This window comes from Klebsiella sp. 10982 (genome assembly GCF_048589245.1).
GTDB classification, from domain to species: domain Bacteria; phylum Pseudomonadota; class Gammaproteobacteria; order Enterobacterales; family Enterobacteriaceae; genus Klebsiella; species Klebsiella quasivariicola.
The window spans coordinates 242,933-261,345 of record NZ_JBMAXV010000001.1; the positions used below are offsets into that span (position 1 = coordinate 242,933).

At 58.8% G+C, this 18,413-nt stretch carries 16 protein-coding genes; 8 read left to right on the forward strand and 8 right to left on the reverse strand.

The window, feature by feature from the left end:
- The first annotated feature begins 91 nt into the window (after window positions 1-91).
- Window positions 92-1,132 (forward strand): NADP(H)-dependent aldo-keto reductase, encoded by a 1,041-nt coding sequence (locus ACKLKD_RS01130; RefSeq protein WP_008806332.1) that lies wholly within the window; start codon window positions 92-94, stop codon window positions 1,130-1,132.
- A 103-nt stretch (window positions 1,133-1,235) separates the two neighbouring features.
- Here ACKLKD_RS01130 and lplT read toward each other — a convergent pair whose 3' ends face one another.
- Window positions 1,236-2,429, reverse strand: a complete 1,194-nt coding sequence (lplT, locus tag ACKLKD_RS01135; RefSeq protein ID WP_087804655.1) for a lysophospholipid transporter LplT — start codon at window positions 2,427-2,429, stop codon at window positions 1,236-1,238.
- Window positions 2,422-4,581 (reverse strand): bifunctional acyl-ACP--phospholipid O-acyltransferase/long-chain-fatty-acid--ACP ligase, encoded by a 2,160-nt coding sequence (aas, locus tag ACKLKD_RS01140; RefSeq protein ID WP_087804657.1) that lies wholly within the window; start codon window positions 4,579-4,581, stop codon window positions 2,422-2,424. Before aas ends, lplT begins: the two co-directional genes overlap by 8 nt.
- Window positions 4,582-5,202: 621 nt before the next feature.
- Here aas and galR point away from each other — a divergent pair.
- Window positions 5,203-6,219 carry an HTH-type transcriptional regulator GalR gene (gene galR / locus ACKLKD_RS01145; RefSeq protein WP_025711293.1) on the forward strand — a complete coding sequence of 339 codons (1,017 nt, stop codon included), beginning with the start codon at window positions 5,203-5,205 and terminating at the stop codon, window positions 6,217-6,219.
- Here galR and ACKLKD_RS01150 read toward each other — a convergent pair.
- From ACKLKD_RS01150 to ACKLKD_RS01165, 4 genes are all read right to left on the reverse strand, one after another.
- Window positions 6,180-6,659 carry a GNAT family N-acetyltransferase gene (locus ACKLKD_RS01150; RefSeq protein WP_025711292.1) on the reverse strand — a complete coding sequence of 160 codons (480 nt, stop codon included), beginning with the start codon at window positions 6,657-6,659 and terminating at the stop codon, window positions 6,180-6,182. The two genes, galR and ACKLKD_RS01150, sit on opposite strands and share 40 nt — an antisense overlap.
- A complete protein-coding gene (locus ACKLKD_RS01155; protein WP_004205433.1) occupies window positions 6,656-7,429 on the reverse strand; it encodes a GntR family transcriptional regulator in 774 nt (257 codons plus the stop codon). Before ACKLKD_RS01155 ends, ACKLKD_RS01150 begins: the two co-directional genes overlap by 4 nt.
- A gap of 67 nt (window positions 7,430-7,496) precedes the next feature.
- Window positions 7,497-8,924 (reverse strand): glycoside hydrolase family 1 protein, encoded by a 1,428-nt coding sequence (locus ACKLKD_RS01160; protein WP_025711291.1) that lies wholly within the window; start codon window positions 8,922-8,924, stop codon window positions 7,497-7,499.
- A 7-nt stretch (window positions 8,925-8,931) separates the two neighbouring features.
- On the reverse strand, window positions 8,932-10,269 hold the full coding sequence (locus ACKLKD_RS01165; protein WP_087804659.1) for a PTS sugar transporter subunit IIC: 1,338 nt from the start codon (window positions 10,267-10,269) through the stop codon (window positions 8,932-8,934).
- Between the two features lie 299 nt (window positions 10,270-10,568).
- Between ACKLKD_RS01165 and ACKLKD_RS01170 the strand changes: the two genes are divergently transcribed.
- Window positions 10,569-11,570, forward strand: a complete 1,002-nt coding sequence (locus tag ACKLKD_RS01170; RefSeq protein ID WP_165931855.1) for a LacI family DNA-binding transcriptional regulator — start codon at window positions 10,569-10,571, stop codon at window positions 11,568-11,570.
- Here the strand turns inward: ACKLKD_RS01170 and lysA are convergent.
- Window positions 11,563-12,825 carry a diaminopimelate decarboxylase gene (gene lysA / locus ACKLKD_RS01175; RefSeq protein ID WP_025711288.1) on the reverse strand — a complete coding sequence of 421 codons (1,263 nt, stop codon included), beginning with the start codon at window positions 12,823-12,825 and terminating at the stop codon, window positions 11,563-11,565. The genes ACKLKD_RS01170 and lysA overlap by 8 nt on opposite strands.
- A gap of 136 nt (window positions 12,826-12,961) precedes the next feature.
- Between lysA and ACKLKD_RS01180 the strand changes: the two genes are divergently transcribed.
- Window positions 12,962-13,888 carry a LysR family transcriptional regulator gene (locus ACKLKD_RS01180; RefSeq protein WP_025711287.1) on the forward strand — a complete coding sequence of 309 codons (927 nt, stop codon included), beginning with the start codon at window positions 12,962-12,964 and terminating at the stop codon, window positions 13,886-13,888.
- On the opposite strand, the gene ACKLKD_RS01185 is transcribed toward ACKLKD_RS01180, so the two are convergent.
- Window positions 13,854-14,567, reverse strand: a complete 714-nt coding sequence (locus tag ACKLKD_RS01185) for an aspartate/glutamate racemase (protein WP_025711286.1) — start codon at window positions 14,565-14,567, stop codon at window positions 13,854-13,856. The two genes, ACKLKD_RS01180 and ACKLKD_RS01185, sit on opposite strands and share 35 nt — an antisense overlap.
- Before the next feature lie 139 nt (window positions 14,568-14,706).
- Between ACKLKD_RS01185 and ACKLKD_RS01190 the strand changes: the two genes are divergently transcribed.
- The 4 genes from ACKLKD_RS01190 (at window position 14,707) to ACKLKD_RS01205 (ending at window position 18,410) form a co-directional block, all read left to right on the forward strand.
- Entirely contained in the window at window positions 14,707-15,033 is a 327-nt protein-coding gene (locus ACKLKD_RS01190) for a cupin domain-containing protein (protein WP_025711285.1), read from the forward strand.
- Between the two features lie 451 nt (window positions 15,034-15,484).
- Window positions 15,485-16,375, forward strand: a complete 891-nt coding sequence (locus tag ACKLKD_RS01195; RefSeq protein ID WP_080897057.1) for a carbohydrate ABC transporter permease — start codon at window positions 15,485-15,487, stop codon at window positions 16,373-16,375.
- Window positions 16,368-17,270 carry a carbohydrate ABC transporter permease gene (locus tag ACKLKD_RS01200; RefSeq protein WP_087804661.1) on the forward strand — a complete coding sequence of 301 codons (903 nt, stop codon included), beginning with the start codon at window positions 16,368-16,370 and terminating at the stop codon, window positions 17,268-17,270. Before ACKLKD_RS01195 ends, ACKLKD_RS01200 begins: the two co-directional genes overlap by 8 nt.
- Window positions 17,271-17,282: 12 nt before the next feature.
- Window positions 17,283-18,410 carry an ABC transporter ATP-binding protein gene (locus ACKLKD_RS01205; RefSeq protein WP_025711282.1) on the forward strand — a complete coding sequence of 376 codons (1,128 nt, stop codon included), beginning with the start codon at window positions 17,283-17,285 and terminating at the stop codon, window positions 18,408-18,410.
- The last annotated feature ends 3 nt before the right edge of the window (window positions 18,411-18,413 follow it).

An 18,413-nucleotide genomic window follows, 5' to 3' on the forward strand; every position in this document is an offset into this window, starting at 1 on the left:
ATTTTTTACTTCCTCTTTTTCTCACCCTCTGCCATGTTGATACTCCTTTGTCGGGGAATGCCTGACCTTATAAATAAAAAGGAAGCTGGCTATGCAGTATCACCGTATCCCACACAGTTCTCTTGAAATCAGCACCCTCGGGCTGGGAACCATGACTTTTGGCGAACAGAACAGCGAGGCCGATGCCCATCAGCAGCTCGACTATGCGGTTGCCAATGGCATCAACCTGATCGATGTCGCCGAAATGTACCCGGTCCCGCCGCGCCCGGAAACCCAGGGACTGACCGAAACCTACGTCGGCAACTGGCTGGCGAAACGCGGCAATCGCGAAAAGCTGGTGCTCGCCTCGAAAGTCAGCGGGCCCGCGCGCAATAACGACAGCAGCATTCGGCCCAACCACGTCCTGGACCGTAAAAATATCCGCGAGGCGCTGCATGCCAGCCTGAAGCGGCTGCAGACCGATTACCTCGACCTGTACCAGGTACACTGGCCGCAGCGCCCAACCAACTGCTTTGGCAAGCTGGGCTACACCTGGGCTGACGCCGCGCCCGCCGTGACCCTGCTGGATACTCTCGAAGCGCTGACCGAGTTCCAGCGCGCCGGGAAGATCCGCTACATTGGCGTGTCGAACGAAACCGCCTTCGGCGTGATGCGTTATCTGCACCTGGCGGATAAGCACGACCTGCCGCGGATCGTGACCATTCAGAACCCTTACAGCCTGCTGAACCGCAGCTTTGAAGTCGGCCTCGCGGAAGTGAGCCAGTTTGAAGGCGTGGAGCTGCTGGCCTACTCCTGCCTTGCCTTCGGCACACTGACCGGCAAGTATCTCAACGGTGCGAAGCCGGCGGGGGCGCGCAATACGCTGTTCAGCCGCTTTACGCGCTACAGCAGCGAGCAGTCGCAGAAAGCGGTTGCGGCCTATGTGGATATCGCCAAACGCCATGGCCTCGATCCGGCGCAAATGGCGCTGGCCTTTGTGCGTCGGCAGCCGTTTGTCGCCAGCACCCTGCTGGGGGCGACGACCATGGCGCAGCTGCAGGCCAACGTGGAAAGTTTGCAGCTTGAGCTGAGTGAAGAGGTATTAGCGGAGATTGAAGCGGTGCATCAGGTTTATACCTACCCGGCACCGTAAGAAAGTAAAGCCCCGGGTGACGGCGTATACGCCTTACCCGGGCTATCGAAGAGCAGATATTGGTGAACCCGTCGCCCGGTTAAGCGCAGCGCAAGCCAGGAGGTTATTTACGCCGGCCCCAGATCCACAGCGCGGCGATGGCCACGGCAAACACCGCGCCAAATCCTGTGCCGACGGCGACCGGCGGAACGCCCACGCTCACCGCCAGGGAATAGAGCCCCAGCATCAGCAACATCGCCACGTTTTCGCCCAGGTTCTGTACCGCAATGGCGTTACCCGCCCCGACCGAATGTTTCCCACGCTCCTGCAGCAGCGCGTTCAACGGTACGATAAAGAACCCGCCGAACACCCCGAGCAGTAACAGCAGACCGAACGCCGGCAGCAGCGACTGCTGCACCGCAAAGGCCATCACCGCGATACCGATCAATATTCCCGCCGGCATACAGCGCGATACCGTCTCCAGAGTCACCAGCTTCGCCGCCGCCCCGGCCCCCAGCACAATCCCCACCGCCACCATCGCATTAAGATAGGTAGGCATGGCGTTGCTGGTAATGCCCAGCGCCACCGGCACCCAGATCACCAGCAGGAAGCGCAGGGTCACGCCAGCGCCCCAGAACAGGCTGGTCCCCATCAGCGAAAAGCGGGTTTCGCCGTTGCGCCACAGCGTGCGGCAGGCGCTGAAGAAGCTGTGCGTCATTGGCTTAAAACGCCACGACTGCCCCGGGCGCGCCGCCGGCAGCTTGGGTATCCATAGGTTTGCCACCACCGCCCCGCCGTAGACCAGCGCGCAGACGATCAGCGCCGCCAGCACGTGCCAGTCGGCGAGGATCCCGCCGGCCATGGAGCCCAGCAGGATCGCCGCGATGGTCGAGGACTCCATCAGTCCGTTAGCCTTCACTAACTTATCGCCGGTAGTCAGTTCGCCGAGAATGCCATACTTGGCCGGCGAGTAGGCGGCGGCGCCAATCCCCACCAGCGTATAGCCGATAAACGGATTGACGCCGAAGCAGATGCAGCCGGCGCCGAGCAGCTTCAGGCCGTTGGCCACCATCATCACCCGGCCTTTGGCAAAGCTATCGGCAAACTGGCCGACAAAGGGGGCAAAAAGAATGTAAGCGCCCACAAACAACATCTGCAGGACCGGCTGGCTCCATTCTGGATAATAGAGCTGTTTCATCAGCGCCAGGGTGGCGAAGAGAAGCGCGTTGTCGCCGAAGGCCGACAGGAACTGGGCGCAGATCACCGCCAGCATCCCTTTCGAGTACAGCGAAGGGTTAGTATGTACTGACTCACTCATGGGTTGTTTCCGCCTCGTCGACCATGTTTTTCAGGGTGACATAGTCTGGCTTGCCGCTGCCGAGCACCGGCAGTTGCTTCAGCCAGCGTATATCTCGCGGTACCGCCAGCTCCGGCACCCCGTGCTGGCGAGCATAGCGCAGCAGGGCTTCGCGAGTCAGTTCATTATCGGTGGTAAACAGCACCAGCGCCTCGCCTTTACTGGCGTCCTGTTTAATCGCTGTGGCGTGCATCTTGTCCGGCGACGCGCCAAGGGCCACCTGCTCCACCATCTCGAGGGAGATCATCTCGCCGGCGATTTTGGCGAAACGCTTCGCGCGGCCCTGGATGCGGACATAGCCCTGCTCGTCGAAGGTGACGATATCCCCGGTGTCATACCAGCCCGCTTCCATTTCGCCGTGCTGGTTTTCCGCCGCTGGCGCTTCCAGCACCCCGGGGTTTTCCACCCGCAGGTAGCCTTTCATGATGTTCGGCCCTTTCAGCTGCAGCCGTCCCCCTTGCTCAATGCCGGGCATCGCCAGCAGGCGGGCGTCCATCCCCGGCAGAATGCGGCCCACGGTGCCGACCTTCGCCGCCATCGGCACGTTAATTGATACCACCGGCGCGCACTCGGTCACGCCATAGCCTTCGAGGATGCGCAGGCCGAATTTATCCTGCCACAGCTGTTTGGTGCTCTCCTGCAGCTTCTCCGCCCCGGCGACCACGTAGCGCAGGCGGTAGAAATCATAGGGGTTAGCGAAGCGGGCATAGTTGGCGAGGAAGGTCGAGGTACCGAACAAAACGGTACAGTTACGATCGTAGACCAGCTCCGGCACCACGCGATAGTGCAGCGGGCTGGGATAGAGAAACACTTCCGCCCCGGTAAACAGCGGCGTCAACAGGCCGACGGTGAGGCCAAAGGAGTGGAACAGCGGCAGCGCCGACATAAAGCGGTCGTTGGCGGTAAAGTCGGCGATAGTTTTGATCTGCTCGACGTTGGCCAGCAGACTCTTGTGGCTGTGCACCACCCCTTTCGGATTGCCCTCCGAGCCGGAGGTGAAGAGGATCATCGCTGCGTCTTCCGGCTGCTGCTTAACCTGCGCCAGACGCGGCGCCAGCAGATGACCGAAAATCCACAGTTTGTCCGCGAGGGTGATATCGCCTTTAAGATCTTCGAGGAATACCCAGCGCACCTGGGTCAGCTGCTCCGGCAGATGCCAGAGTTTGCCTTTATCGAGGAAGGTGCGCGAGGTGAAAATGGTGTTGATCTCCGCGGCGGCTATCGCGCTGCTGAGCCCTTTCACCCCGGCGGTATAGTTCATCATCGCCGGAATACGCCCGCGGGCGATAGCGCCGAAAATCACCGCCGCGCTGATGCCGGCGTTAGGCAGCATCAGGCCGATCTTCTCACCCGGCTGGCTGTATTTTTCCAGAATGCGGGCAACAAACAGGGTCTTGGTCAGCAGCTTGCGATAGGTATCCGGCTGGAAGTTGATATCCTCCACGCAGGGTTTGCGCGCGCCGAAACGGTCCTGCGCCGCCAGCAGCGACTCATACAGGGTTTCCCGCGGACGCACCGCCATCCGGGCTTCCATCATGATCTGATGCAGCATTTCCCCGGCAATTTTGCGCCGGTCGCGGGCGCGCGGTGCCTCGGGCATCGGCAGATGGGTGGGCGGCAGCAGGTGCAGTTGAATACGCGGGAACAGGCGACGCTTCACCAGCCCCTTCAGCCGGCTGAACGGCGTCAGTTCGGCGCCTTCAATGCGCAGCGGCACGATGGTCGCCTGCGATTTAGCGGCGACAAAGGCGGCGCCGTCATAAATTTTCATCAGCGAGCCGCTGACCGAAATTCGCCCCTCCGGGAAGATGACCACCGGCCGCCCCTGCTCAATCAGGCGCACCAGATGTTTGATCGACATCGGTTTGGTCGGGTCCAGCGGCACAAAATCGATAATTGGCGTCAGCGCGCGCATAAACCAGCGCTGGCTGATCGAGGTATAGACCGCGAAAACCGGTCGGACCGGCAAAAACAGCGCCAGCAGAATGCCGTCGAGGAAAGAGACGTGGTTCGGGGTAATTAAGACCTTTTGCTGGTATAAAGCCTGCGTGTCGCCGGTCAGTCTGACCCGGTATAACCCCTTGAACAGCAGTCTGAAAAATCCCAAAAGCATAACAACTCCATGTGACCGGTTGATGAGTCAAAGCAGGTTACACGAGAAGGCATGGGAAAGCAGTGCAGCGGGGAGATTTTCGGAATAAAAAAAACCTGCGCATCCGCGCAGGTTGGTGTAAGACATTCAGTACGAAGAGCGTACCTAAGAAACTCACCTATCAATACCTCTGGGATCTCGATTGTCGCGTTTTTCGCCCGTAACGGACCAGCGGGAAAACGCAAGGGAGTGAGCCTAAGTGCAACCAGGTATTACGATTTTCGCTATCTGTAACACCGTCGACGACGGGCAAAAAAAAACCTGCGCATCTGCGCAGGCTGGTGTAAGTAAAGTGGTCAACGTGACGTTGACTCCACCTATCAATACCTCTGGGATAGCCAGAATATCAACCGGGTCCGCGAACAAACCAGCGAACATTCGCAACAGCGCATCGCAAAGTGTAAGCAAAGGTTTGTATTTCCCTGCGCCGGTTTCAATTAGCGATGGCGTCAATGTAAACAAGTTACCCATTAGCCCGGTCTGAATCACATTTGCGCCATTCCTTCGCCGCTGTGCCTTGAATCTGCCGCTCTTTCCCGTAACATAGCAGTATGTAAACGCTTACCCTATAAAAGGCATGGTATGGCGACAATTAAGGATGTAGCCCGACTCGCAGGAGTCTCCGTCGCTACCGTCTCCCGCGTCATCAACAACTCTCCCAAAGCCAGCGAAGCCTCACGCCAGTCCGTAGGCGCGGCGATGGAAACCCTCAATTATCATCCCAACGCAAACGCCCGGGCGCTGGCCCAGCAGTCCACGGAAACCGTCGGTCTGGTGGTGGGCGATGTCTCCGACCCCTTTTTCGGCGCGATGGTCAAAGCCGTTGAACAGGTGGCCTACCGTACCGGCAATTTTTTGCTGATTGGTAATGGCTACCACAACGTGCAGAAGGAGCGCCAGGCGATAGAGCAGTTAATTCGCCATCGCTGCGCGGCGCTGGTGGTGCACGCCAAAATGATCCCCGATGAGGAACTCGCCGGGCTGATGCAGCAGATCCCCGGCATGGTGCTGATCAACCGCATCCTGCCCGGGTATGAAACCCGCTGCGTGGCGCTGGACGACCGCTACGGCGCCTGGCTGGCGACCCGCCATCTGATCCAGCAGGGGCACACGCGTATCGGCTATCTGTGCTCAAACCATGATATCTCCGATGCGGAAGATCGGCTGCAGGGGTACTACGCGGCGCTGGAAGAGAGCGGCCTGCCGTGCAACGACCGGCTGGTCACCTTTGCCGAGCCGGATGAAAGCGGTGGCGAACAGGCGATGACCGAACTGCTTGGCCGCGGCCGCCACTTTAGCGCCGTCGCCTGCTATAACGACTCGATGGCCGCCGGCGCGATGGGGGTGCTGAATGACAACGGCATCGACGTTCCGCGGGAGATTTCGCTGATTGGCTTCGACGATGTCCTGATTTCGCGCTATGTCCGCCCGCGGTTGACTACCGTCCGCTACCCGATCGTCACCATGGCGACCCAGGCGGCCGAGCTGGCCTTAGCGCTGGCGGAGCAGCGCCCGGCGCCGGAGATCACCCATCTGTTCAGCCCGACGCTGGTGCGCCGTCACTCGGTGGTCGCCCCGCAGGAAGGCGATAAGTCGTAGCGATAGAGATGCACGGCGGTGGCCGGGTAATCCAGCCCCTCGCCGAGGTAGCGCCAGCCGTAGCGTTCATAGAAATCCCGGCAGGCGGAATAGAGATAGAGCTCCCGAAAGCCCGCGCGGCGGGCATAATCGATCACATGCCGCTGCAGTTTCCCGGCCAGCCCCTGACCGCGGGCGGCAGGCGCGACGTACAGCGCCGCCAGCCAGGGAAACAGATCCTGGCGGCTGATTAAATCGCAGCGCCAGAGGCCAATCGTTCCGAGCAACTGCTCGCCTTCCACGGCAATAAAGGTCAATGGCAGCGCCTCCGCCGTCTGGCTATGCTGCACAATGCTGGCGAAGAATTCCCGCGGCAGCGTCTCGCCGCCAAAGGCGTGCCACAGCCAGTCGGTCACCTGCGGGGCGAACTGCGGCGCAGCGTACAGCGGCAGGATCGTCATACCAGCTTCCCCTGGAAAATCGGCACCGAGTCGAACAGATAGCCATCAAAATCCGGGGCGTCTTCATCGGACAGCTCCAGCAGACTGTTTTTAACGTTTTCCAGATGCTGCCACATCGCCTGCCAGGCGCCCATCACATCGCGACGCCGCAGCGCGGCAAGCAGCGTCTGCCGGTCGCCGAGCCATTTCAGCCGCCAGGCGCGGCTGGCAATATGCACATTGAACTGCTGCCACAGCGGGCTGCTGTCCATCTGCAGCCAGATCCGCTCTACCGTCGCCAGCAGCATCTGGTTCTGCGTCGCCCCGGCCAGCACCAGATGGAACAGACGGGCGTTATCCTGAGCAGTGTCGTTGAGGGCGATAGCCCGCTGCTCCTGTTCGATAATCCGCTTCAGATTGTCGATATCGGCGCGGGTAGCCATTTTCGCGGCAAAGGCGGCGATGTTGCTCTCCAGCAGCTGGCGCGCCTGCAGAATTTCAAACGGACCGACGTCGCTGCTGAGCAGTTGCTCCTCTTCGCTGTCGTTCTCGTGGGGAATGCGCATGACGTACACCCCGGATCCCTGACGAATATCCACCGTCCCCTGCAGCTCCAGCATCAGCAGCGCTTCGCGCACGATGGTCCGGCTGACGCCATAGGTTTCGGCAATATGGCGTTCCGGCGGCAAACGCGACCCGACCGGGTAGCGCCCCTGCGCGATCTGGGCGCGCAGGTCATCACCAATCTCCTGATAGGGCTTCTTTTCCGGCGGAATTATCGCTTTTTCCACAAAATCACCTGTGCCTTACATGCCTGGGAGTCAAATACGCCGCTATCTTAGCAAAGATTCCCCCCGGCTAGCGGTATTCATCATCGATATCCAGCACCAGTTCACGCCGTTCGCCCAGTTGACGAAACCAGTGCGCCGAGGCTTTGGGTCGCCGGGCGCGATGGTTTTGCAGGTCGATTTCGATAAGCCCGTAGCGGTTTTTAAAGGCGTTCATCGGCGATACGTTGTCGGTAAACGCCCACAGCATATAACCCTGGCAGTTGGCCCCTGCCTCGCGGGCGCGCAGGGTGTGCCACAGATGTTCGCTGATAAAACGGATGCGGTAGCTGTCATCGATGACGCCTTCGCGGTTACGGAACTGGCCTTCGTTTTCCACGCCCATCCCGCTCTCCGCCACGAACCAGGGGATGTTGCGATAGTCATTTTTTATACGCATCGCCATATCAAAGATGATTTGCGGGTAGATTTCCCAGCCGCGGGAGGCGTTCATTCGCCGGCCGGGCAGCTCGAACGGCTCATAATACCAGGCCGGATGGAACGGAGTATGCGGGTGCCAGGCCCGCGATGGGGCTTTGACCCGGTGCGGATAGTAAAGGTTAATCCCCAGCTCATCGACGGTGTGCTCGCGGATAATCGCCAGATCCTCCGCGCTGGCGTCCCATGTCACCTGATGCTGCTCAAGCAGTGCAAGAAGCTCCGGCGGCCAGACCCCGTGCACCAGCGGGTCGAGGAACATGCGGTTGTAGAACAGATCGTAGATCTCCGCCGCGCGCAGGTCATGGGGGGCACGGGAGCGCGGATAGGTCACCTCCGGATTGAGGATGCAGCCGACGGTTCCGGGATAACCTAGCTCGCGAAACCGCTTCACGACGCTGGCGGTCGCCAGCACCTTATGGTAGTTCCACTGCATCCAGGTGCTGGTGTTCTGCTCATAGGGCCAGCGAAGGGCATCCAGATAGACCCGGGTCTGCACCACGATCGGCTCATTAAAGGTAAACCAGCGGGTCACCTTCGAGTGATAGCGGGCAAAGACCTGCTCCGCGTAGCGCACAAACAGCTCAACCACTTTTTTCGACCCCCAGCCGCCATACTTTTCCAGCAGATAGCCGGGCAATTCATAATGCTCAAGGCAGATCATCGGCGTGATGCCGTTGGCCAGCAGCGCGTCGAACAGCTGGTCGTAATAGGCCGCATACTCCTCATCCACCGTGATGTTTTCATAGTCGGTCAGAAAGCGCGACCAGTTGATTGAGGTGCGGTAGTGGGTCAGCCCGGCCAGCTTCATCAACTGCACATCTTCCTGAAAGCGGTTAATAAAATCGGTGGCCACCGCCGGGCCATAGCCGTTATGCCAGACGTGGCGGTCGTTTTTGTACCAGAGATCGGGCCAGGAGTCCTGCCCCGGTTTTTTTCCGCTCCAGCCCTCGGTCTGCCAGGCGGAAGCCGCCGCGCCAAGGATAAAATCATCGGGAATGGTCATCCGTACGGTAGTCATAAGCTCCTCAGACAGGGTTGGCGGTCTGTTGATTGTCGGCCTGACGCTGCGCGGCATCGGCACGGCGGGAGGCGATTTTGACGAAAGGCAGATAGATAAGCACCGCGACGACGATGCAGATAAGCTGGGTCACCACCGCCCCCATTGAGCCAGCGGTGGAGAGCCAGGCGTTGATCAGCGGCGGCGTGGTCCAGGGCACCATCACCACCGCCTTGCCGGCGAAGCCGGTCAGCGTAGCGAAATAGCCAATGCTGCCGGTCACCAGCGGGGTAAGGATAAACGGGATGGCGAGGATCGGGTTGAGCATGATCGGCATCCCGAAGATCACCGGTTCGTTAATATTGAACAGCCCCGGGCCTATCGACAGCTTGGCAATCTCTTTCATCTCTTTACGCTTCGTGGCGATCATCACCGCAATCAGCAGGCCGATGGTCAGCCCCGAGCCGCCAATGCTCATGTAAACGTCCCAGAAAGGCATCGTGATGATGTTCGGTACCTCTTTCCCCTGCTCAAAAGCGCTCATGTTGACGGTGATCGCCCCCAGCAGCAGCGGCTCGCGGATCGGCTTGATCATCTGGTTGCCGTGAATGCCGATCACCCAGAACAGCTGGGCGACGAACATCAGCAGCAGGATCCCCGGCAGGCTCTGCACCACCCGCTCCAGCGGCTTCTGCACCACCTGGTAGACCGCATCGTAGAGATACATCCCTGTCAGCTGGTGAAAGAGAAAACCCAGGGTGGCGATCGCGGTGGTGGTGATGATCGCCGGGATCAGCGCGGAAAAAGAGGCGGAAACGTTCGGCGGCACGGTATCAGGCATTTTGATCTTTAGTCCCTTGCGCCCCTCCAGCCAGCAGTAAATCTCCACTGACAGAATGGCGATGAACATCCCGAGGAACAGGCTGCGGGTATCGGAGAACTGGCGCAGCAGGACATCTTTCACCACGTGCATCTGGCCATCGACCATCATCTCGACCGTGGTCGGCGTCACGCAGATAAAGCAGATCACCGCCAGCAGGCCGGGAAACAGGCTTTTGATGCCGTTGATCCGCCCCAGCTCAATGCCGATCAGAAATACAGCGCCGATATTGAGGAAGTTGAGCGTGGCGTAGTTCAGCGCGCTGGTGATGGGCTTCAGCGTTGCAAGAAAGGAGAGCGAGGAAAAGCTGGCGAGCCCGTTCTTCGGATCCAGCACCATGTTGGAGATCAGTACCGAAAAGGCCCCGACGATGATCACCGGCATCAGGGTAATAAACGCCGATTTGATCGCCATAATGTAGCGATAGCTGTTGAATGTCGTCGCGAAACGCCCCAGCGCGTCGATCAGTTTGTCCTGTAATGCCATAAAAGAGTACCTCAGAGTAAAGGGCTTATTGCGGCCAGGTGGACAGCCAGAGACTTTTGGCATACCAAAACATAGTCGCCAGGCAAAAATAGTTCTGTGACAGCGCTCGCAACGCACGGTGTGGTATCCCAAATATTCGATAAAATTGACATTGGCATACCAGACTATGCCGGCTCGTCAGTTCCTGCCAAAAGCGTGATCGCGATGGTTTTTCCGCCCCGCCCCGTCGATATGTCCCTTTTCGGTCTGTGATAAACTGCGCCTTACCACGTGAAATCAGGAATCGATGAATGGCTACAATGCTGGATGTCTCAATTCGCGCAGGCGTCTCGAAAGCGACGGTTTCCCGCGTGTTGAACGGCACAGGTCAGGTGAAAGAAAGCACCCGCCAACAGGTCTTTAAAGCGATGGAAGAGCTGGGCTACCGGCCCAATTTCCTTGCCCGCTCGCTGGCCAATCAGACCAGCAACAGTATCGGGCTGGTCGTCTCCACCTTCGACGGCTTCTACTTTGGCCGTCTGCTGCAGCAGGCGTCACGCCAGACGGAGGCCTGGGGAAAGCAGCTTATCGTCACCGACGGCCATGACACGCCGGAGCGCGAAGAGGAAGCGGTACAGATGCTCGCCGACCGGCAGTGCGATGCGATCATCCTCTATACCCGACACATGAGCGAAAAGGCGATTATGTCGCTGATTAATTCGATCGCCATGCCGCTGGTGGTAATTAACCGCGATGTGGCGCAGGCCCGCGAACGCTGTGTGTTCTTCGAACAGCAGGAAGCCGCCTTCCAGGCCGTGGAGTATCTGATTACCCAGGGCCACCGCGATATCGCCTGCATCACCGTCCCGATGCATACCCCTACCGGCCAGGCGCGCCTGCAGGGCTACCGCAACGCGCTGATAAAACATGGTATTGAGTGGGATCCGAGCCGGGTGAAATACGGAGACTCGACGATGACCCGCGGCTATGAACTGTGCCGGGAACTGCTTGAGGAGAAGGCCCGCTTCAGCGCGCTGTTTTCCTGTAACGATGATATGGCGCTGGGGGCGTCAAAGGCGCTGCATCAGGCGGGGCTGCGTATTCCGCAGGATGTGTCGCTGTTTGGCTTCGACGATGCGCCGAGCGCGAAATGGCTGGAGCCGGGACTGTCGACGGTCTATCTGCCGATCGACAACATGATCACCACGGCTATCGATCAGGCGATCAAGCTCGCCAATCAGCAGCCGATCGAAACGATCCCGCCGTTTACCGGCACGCTGGTGCTGCGCGAGTCGGTAACGACGGGGCCTTTTTTTAAATAAGCTCTAAGGCCAGCAGCTCCTGGATGGTCTGGCGACGGCGGATCAGCCGCGCCTTGCCGCCATCAAACAGCACCTCCGGCAGCAGCGGGCGGCTGTTGTAGTTGGATGACATCGAAGCCCCGTAGGCGCCGGTGTCATGGAGCACCAAATAATCCCCAGGCACCACCGCTGGCAGCAGGCGGGTCTCAACTTTGCCCCCTTCCTGCTGGGTAAAGACGTCCCCGGACTCGCACAGCGGCCCGGCCACCACGGTTTCCACCTGCGGCGCGGCGCTGAGATCCCGGCCATCCGCCGCCAGAGCGGTGATATGGTGATAGCTGCCGTACATCGCCGGGCGCATCAGGTCATTAAAGCCAGCGTCAATCAGCACGAAGTGACGGCTGCCCATCTCTTTCACGCTGCGCACCTGCGACACCAGCACGCCGGACTCGGCCACCAGGAAGCGTCCTGGCTCAATCTCCAGCTTCACCGGATGCCCCAGATGGGCCGCGATCTGCTCCCGGGCACGGTTCCACAGGCCATAATAGTGGGCGGTGTCGATGGCCTCTTCACCTTCGCGGTAAGGAATCGACAGACCGCCGCCGGCGGAGATGGCCTGCAGATCCTGGCCAAAGTCGACGACCTGACGCACCATCGCGCCGCACACCTGCTCCAGGTGACCATAGTCAACGCCAGAGCCGATATGCATATGGATCCCGACCAGCTGCAGCTGATAGCGACGCATCACTTCCAGCGCCGCCGGCAAATGGCTGTACCAGATGCCATGCTTACTGTTCTCACCGCCGGTATTGGTTTTCTGGCTGTGGCCGTGGCCAAAGCCCGGATTGACGCGCAGCCAGACGCGATGGCCCGGCGACACCTCGCCCAGCTGGCTCAGCATGTCGATCGAGCCGGCGTTCACCGGGATCTGTAACGCCTTCACCCGATCGAGGGTGGCGTCGTCAATCAGATCGGCGGTAAAGACAATATCCTCTGGATCCTGCTGCGGATCGTAGCCCGCCGCCAGCGCCCGCTCGATCTCCCCCAGCGATACCGAGTCCACCTTCACCCCCTGCTCACGCATCAGACGCAGAATGTGGATGTTAGAGCAGGCTTTTTGCGCAAAACGCACCACGTCAAACTGACTGAGCTGGGCAATCTGGCGGCGAATAATCTGCGCATCATAGACCCAGACCGGGCAGCCAAATTCCGCGGGCAGGCGCAGCAGGTTGTCCGCGGTCAGGTCAGTATCGGTGGCGTAAAGCGAGTGTGGCATAGGAACTCCGGTGCAGTGCGTGTGTTGGTCGCTGTTTTTTCTGATTACGCCACAGTGCCTGACGAATAAAAAATATCGTTTTATCGCGACTCTATGCAAAAATGATATGGTTTCAGCCGAGCCTCATGGAGACCGCATGCCAGCCGTCAATTTGCGTCATATCGAAATCTTCCACGCGGTGATGACCACCGGCAATCTGACCGAAGCGGCGCGGATGCTGCACACCTCGCAACCCACCGTCAGCCGTGAACTGGCGCGCTTTGAGAAGGTGCTCGGCCTGCAGCTGTTTGAGCGGACCCGCGGTCGCCTGCAGCCGACGGTGCAGGGCCTGCGTTTGTTTGAGGAGGTTCAGCGATCCTGGTACGGCCTGGACCGCATCGTCAGCGCCGCCGAGAGCCTGCGCGAGTTTCGCCAGGGGGAGCTGTCGATCGCCTGCCTGCCGGTCTTTTCCCAGTCCTTTCTGCCGCTGCTGTTGCCGCCGTTTCTCGCTCGCTACCCGGAGGTCAGCCTGCAGATCGTCCCCCAGGAGTCGCCGCTGCTGGAGGAGTGGCTCTCCGCCCAGCGCCATGACCTTGGCCTGACGGAGACCCTGCATACCCCGGCGGGCACCGAACGCACCCCGCTGCTGACGCTGAATGAAGTCTGCGTGCTGCCCGCCGGCCATCCGCTGGCGGCACAGACGACGCTGACCCCCGCCGATTTTCAGGGCGAAAACTACATCAGCCTGTCGCGCACCGACAGCTATCGCCAGCTGCTCGACGCCCTGTTTCTTGAGCATCAGGTTAAACGGCGGATGGTGGTGGAAACCCACAGCGCGGCCTCGATCTGCGCCATGGTGCGCGCCGGCGCCGGGATCTCGGTGGTGAATCCCTTGACCGCTCTGGACTATGCCGATAGCGGCGTGGTGGTGCGCCGCTTTAGCGTCGAGGTGCCGTTTACCGTCAGCCTGATCCGCCCGCTCCACCGCCCGCGATCGGCGCTGGTCGACGCCTTTGTTGCACACCTGCAGGAGAGTCTGCCGCAGATCCTCACGCCGCTGGCGTCGGTCCTGCAGAGAGCATAAAGTTGACCGCGTCTTCCGCATGGATCGCCGCGGTGTCAAAGACCGGCAGCGGGCTGAGTTCGGCAGGCACCAGCAGGCCAATCTCGGTACAGCCGAAAATCACCCCTTCCGCCCCCTGCTCCGCCAGGGCGGCGATCGCCTGCAGATAATAATCCCGCGACGCCTCGCTGAAGGTGCCGAGGCAGAGTTCGTCGAAGATGATCTGATTGATCCGCGCCCGATCGTCGGCCTCGGGGATCAGCGTCTCGATGGCAAACTGCGCCTGCAGACGGCCGCGGTAAAAGGTCTGCTCCATGGTATATCGGGTGCCCAGCAGCGCGACCCGGCGCTGGCCTTTGGCGGCAATCGCCCGCCCGGTGGCATCGGCGATATGCAGGAAGGGAACCTGGCAGCGGGCGGCGATGGCATCCGCTACTTTATGCATGGTGTTGGTGCACAGGACAATGCCTTCGGCCCCCGCCTGCTGCAGCCCGACCGCGGCGTCGGCAAGGATCGTCCCGGCGCGCTCCCAGTCGCCGGCGGACTGGCAGGCTTCGATATCGTGGAAATCGACGCTGTGCAGCACCAGGCTAGCGGAGTGCAGCCCACCCAGCCGCGCCTTAATCCCTTCATTGATCAACCGATAATAGGGGATCGTGGACTCCCAGCTCATGCCGCCTAACAGGCCAATGGTTTTCATCTTCTGCTCCTTATGTCGTTTCTGCCAGTGAAGCAAACTTGTGATCAACTTTCCACTTCTCTGGCCGGACATTTCTTTTTGCCGAAGAGTAAGATAAGTTAATTGAAACAACGTTTCACTTTAACAACAGGATCGCCAGATGTTTATTTTGCATAAAGACACCACTCTTGAAGACCTCGGTAACGGCGTGACCCGCCGCATTCTGGCCCATGACGGCAAAATGATGGCTGTGGAGGTAAATTTTGCCGCCGGCGCCATTGGCCCGATGCATAACCATCCCCATGAACAGCTCACCTATGTACTTTCCGGTGAGTTTGAGTTCACCATCGGCGAGGAGACGCGCGTCGTCAGCGCCGGCGATACGCTGTATAAGCGGCCGGGGATCATGCACGGCTGCGTCTGCCTGCAGCCTGGCACGCTGCTCGATACCTTTACTCCCATCCGCGAAGATTTTCTTGAAGCCTAATCCATAACGGGGGCGATCGCCGTCCCCGGTTACCGCCCTGCGCCCTCTAATAAAAAGATGCTGTCCCAATCATTATCCTGGTAATAATATTTCCCGCTCAGTTAAGCCTAATTTTTCATTCCTTTCAGGCCGCCTTTTACGAGCAAAATGCTTACCACCTCACCTTTTTGAAACATCGTTTCGACTTTGATCACATTTCCATTCAGATCTGCATGACGCAGAAATAAATCGCAATAAAATGAAATTAAAACGGTGTTTTATAAAAAATAGAGCAGCATAAAAGCGAGCCTGTGAGTCTCTCTTCCGCGGGCCAAATTCACTCTAACTATTTAATTAACAAGGATATGTTAATCAAAGGAAACGTTCAGACATTTTGCGTTGTTGGTGGCACAAAGCCAACCGTGCCGCGTCAGCGGATCCGTATTACAACTCGTAAGCCAGGTAGGTATGTATGAATGAAAACAAGCTGCTGGGATTGGCATGGATATCGCCCTATATCATCGGGCTGATTGTCTTTACCGCTTTTCCTTTTGTTTCATCTTTCTTTCTCAGTTTTACTGAGTACGACTTGATGAGCCCGCCGGTATTTAACGGCATCGAAAACTATCGCTATATGTTGACCGAGGATAGCCTGTTCTGGAAATCGATGGGGGTGACCTTTGCCTACGTCTTTTTAACCATTCCTTTAAAACTGGCTTTCGCCCTCGGCATTGCCTTCGTGCTCAATTTCAAACTGCGCGGCATCGGCTTTTTCCGTACCGCCTACTACATTCCGTCGATCCTCGGCAGCTCGGTGGCGATTGCCGTGCTGTGGCGCGCCCTGTTCGCTATTGACGGCCTGCTGAACAGCTTTCTCGCCGTCTTTGGCGTTGATGCCGTCAACTGGCTGGGGGAACCGTCGCTGGCGCTGATGTCGGTCACCCTGCTGCGCGTCTGGCAGTTTGGCTCCGCGATGGTCATCTTCCTCGCCGCGCTGCAGAACGTGCCGCAGTCGCAGTATGAAGCCGCGATGATCGACGGCGCCTCGAAGTGGCAGATGTTCATGAAGGTCACCGTGCCGCTGATCACCCCGGTGATTTTCTTCAACTTTATTATGCAGACTACCCAGGCGTTCCAGGAGTTTACCGGCCCGTACGTGATAACCGGCGGCGGCCCAACCTACTACACCTACCTGTTCTCACTCTACATCTACGACACCGCCTTTAAGTACTTCGACATGGGCTATGGCGCCGCGCTGGCGTGGGTGCTGTTCCTCGTGGTCGCCGTCTTTGCGTCGATAGCCTTTAAGTCATCGAAATACTGGGTCTTCTACTCCGCCGATAAGGGAGGCAAAAATGGCTGATATTCAACAGATGGCGCCGGTAATGAGCGACGCCGATCGTGAGGTCGCTCGTACGCTGCGTCGGGAAAAGGTGAGTCGGGTGGTACGCTACGTCGTGTTGATATTCGTCGGCCTGCTGATGCTCTACCCGCTGGCGTGGATGTTCTCCGCCTCGTTCAAGCCGAACCATGAGATCTTCATCACCCTCGGACTGTGGCCTGCCCACGCGACCTGGGACGGGTTTATTAATGGCTGGAAAACCGGCACCGAATACCATTTCGGCCACTATATGCTGAACACCTTTAAGTATGTGATCCCGAAGGTGGTGTTAACGATCATCTCCTCCACCATCGTGGCGTACGGCTTTGCACGCTTTGAGATCCCGTGGAAGAAGTTCTGGTTCGCGACGCTCATCACCACCATGCTGCTGCCGAGCACCGTCCTGCTGATCCCGCAGTACCTGATGTTCCGTGAAATGGGGATGCTGAACAGCTATCTGCCGCTGTACCTGCCGCTGGCCTTCGCCACCCAGGGATTCTTTGTCTTCATGCTGATCCAGTTTCTGCGCGGCGTCCCACGCGATATGGAAGAGGCGGCGCAGATCGACGGCTGCAACTCCATCCAGGTGCTGTGGTACGTGGTCGTGCCGATCCTCAAGCCGGCCATTATCTCGGTGGCGCTGTTCCAGTTCATGTGGTCGATGAACGACTTTATCGGCCCGCTGATCTACGTCTACAGCGTCGATAAGTATCCCATCGCGCTGGCGCTAAAAATGTCCATCGACGTCACGGAAGGCGCGCCGTGGAACGAAATTCTGGCAATGGCGAGTATCTCCATTCTGCCGTCCATCATTGTCTTCTTCCTGGCTCAACGCTACTTCGTGCAGGGCGTGACCAGCAGCGGAATCAAAGGTTAAGAGGGAAATATCATGGCTGAAGTCATTTTCAACAAACTGGAAAAAGTTTACTCCAACGGGTTTAAAGCGGTGCATGGTATCGACCTGAAGATTGCCGATGGCGAATTTATGGTGATCGTCGGCCCCTCCGGCTGCGCCAAATCGACCACCCTGCGCATGCTGGCGGGTCTGGAAACCATCAGCGGCGGCGAGGTGCGGATTGGGGACAAAATCGTCAACAACCTGGCGCCAAAATCACGTGGCATCGCGATGGTGTTCCAGAACTACGCCCTCTATCCGCATATGACGGTGCGCGAAAACCTCGCCTTCGGCCTGAAGCTGAGCAAGCTGCCGAAGGCGCAAATCGACAGACAGGTGGAAGAAGCGGCGAAAATTCTCGAACTGGAAGAACTGCTCGATCGCCTGCCGCGCCAGCTCTCCGGCGGCCAGGCGCAGCGCGTGGCGGTGGGTCGGGCGATCGTCAAAAAACCGGACGTTTTCCTGTTCGACGAACCGCTCTCCAACCTTGACGCCAAACTGCGCGCCTCGATGCGGATCCGCATTTCCGATCTGCATAAGCAGTTGAAAAAATCCGGCAAACCGGCGACCACCGTCTACGTCACCCACGATCAGACGGAAGCGATGACCATGGGCGACCGCATCTGCGTAATGAAGCTTGGCCACATTATGCAGGTTGATACCCCGGACAATCTCTACCACCAGCCGAAAAATATGTTTGTCGCCGGGTTTATCGGCGCGCCGGAGATGAATATTCGCCCCAGCCAGCTGGTTGAGCACAACGGTCGTCTGCATCTGACGCTGGGCGATCAGCGGCTGCCGCTCAACGATCGGCTGCAAAGCAAAGTTGAGACCCATAAGAATCAGCAGGTGTTCTTTGGCGTGCGCCCGGAGTTTGTCTCTCTCTCCGATGAACCGTTTGCCGAAGGCGGCTGCATGGGCGAGATGGTGCGGGTGGAAAACATGGGGCATGAGTTCTTTGTCTATCTGCAGGTCGCGGGCTACGAGCTGACCGCTCGCGTGCCGTCGGACGATGCGAAGCCAATGATTGCTAAAGGACTGAATCGAAAAGTCTATTTCACCTTTGATCTCAACAAGTGTCACATCTTTGACGCCAAAACCGAACAGAACCTCTCTCTGTGAACC

Coding starts and splice junctions, on each gene's coding strand:
- aas (WP_087804657.1), bottom strand. CDS start 4,581: ATGCTTTTGGGATTTTTCAGACTGCTGTTCAAGGGGTTATACCGGGTC.
- ACKLKD_RS01180 (WP_025711287.1), top strand. CDS start 12,962: ATGCCAGCCGTCAATTTGCGTCATATCGAAATCTTCCACGCGGTGATG.
- lysA (WP_025711288.1), bottom strand. CDS start 12,825: ATGCCACACTCGCTTTACGCCACCGATACTGACCTGACCGCGGACAAC.
- ACKLKD_RS01190 (WP_025711285.1), top strand. CDS start 14,707: ATGTTTATTTTGCATAAAGACACCACTCTTGAAGACCTCGGTAACGGC.
- ACKLKD_RS01195 (WP_080897057.1), top strand. CDS start 15,485: ATGAATGAAAACAAGCTGCTGGGATTGGCATGGATATCGCCCTATATC.
- ACKLKD_RS01160 (WP_025711291.1), bottom strand. CDS start 8,924: ATGACTACCGTACGGATGACCATTCCCGATGATTTTATCCTTGGCGCG.
- ACKLKD_RS01165 (WP_087804659.1), bottom strand. CDS start 10,269: ATGGCATTACAGGACAAACTGATCGACGCGCTGGGGCGTTTCGCGACG.
- galR (WP_025711293.1), top strand. CDS start 5,203: ATGGCGACAATTAAGGATGTAGCCCGACTCGCAGGAGTCTCCGTCGCT.
- ACKLKD_RS01200 (WP_087804661.1), top strand. CDS start 16,368: ATGGCTGATATTCAACAGATGGCGCCGGTAATGAGCGACGCCGATCGT.
- ACKLKD_RS01150 (WP_025711292.1), bottom strand. CDS start 6,659: ATGACGATCCTGCCGCTGTACGCTGCGCCGCAGTTCGCCCCGCAGGTG.
- ACKLKD_RS01185 (WP_025711286.1), bottom strand. CDS start 14,567: ATGAAAACCATTGGCCTGTTAGGCGGCATGAGCTGGGAGTCCACGATC.
- lplT (WP_087804655.1), bottom strand. CDS start 2,429: ATGAGTGAGTCAGTACATACTAACCCTTCGCTGTACTCGAAAGGGATG.
- ACKLKD_RS01130 (WP_008806332.1), top strand. CDS start 92: ATGCAGTATCACCGTATCCCACACAGTTCTCTTGAAATCAGCACCCTC.
- ACKLKD_RS01170 (WP_165931855.1), top strand. CDS start 10,569: ATGCTGGATGTCTCAATTCGCGCAGGCGTCTCGAAAGCGACGGTTTCC.
- ACKLKD_RS01205 (WP_025711282.1), top strand. CDS start 17,283: ATGGCTGAAGTCATTTTCAACAAACTGGAAAAAGTTTACTCCAACGGG.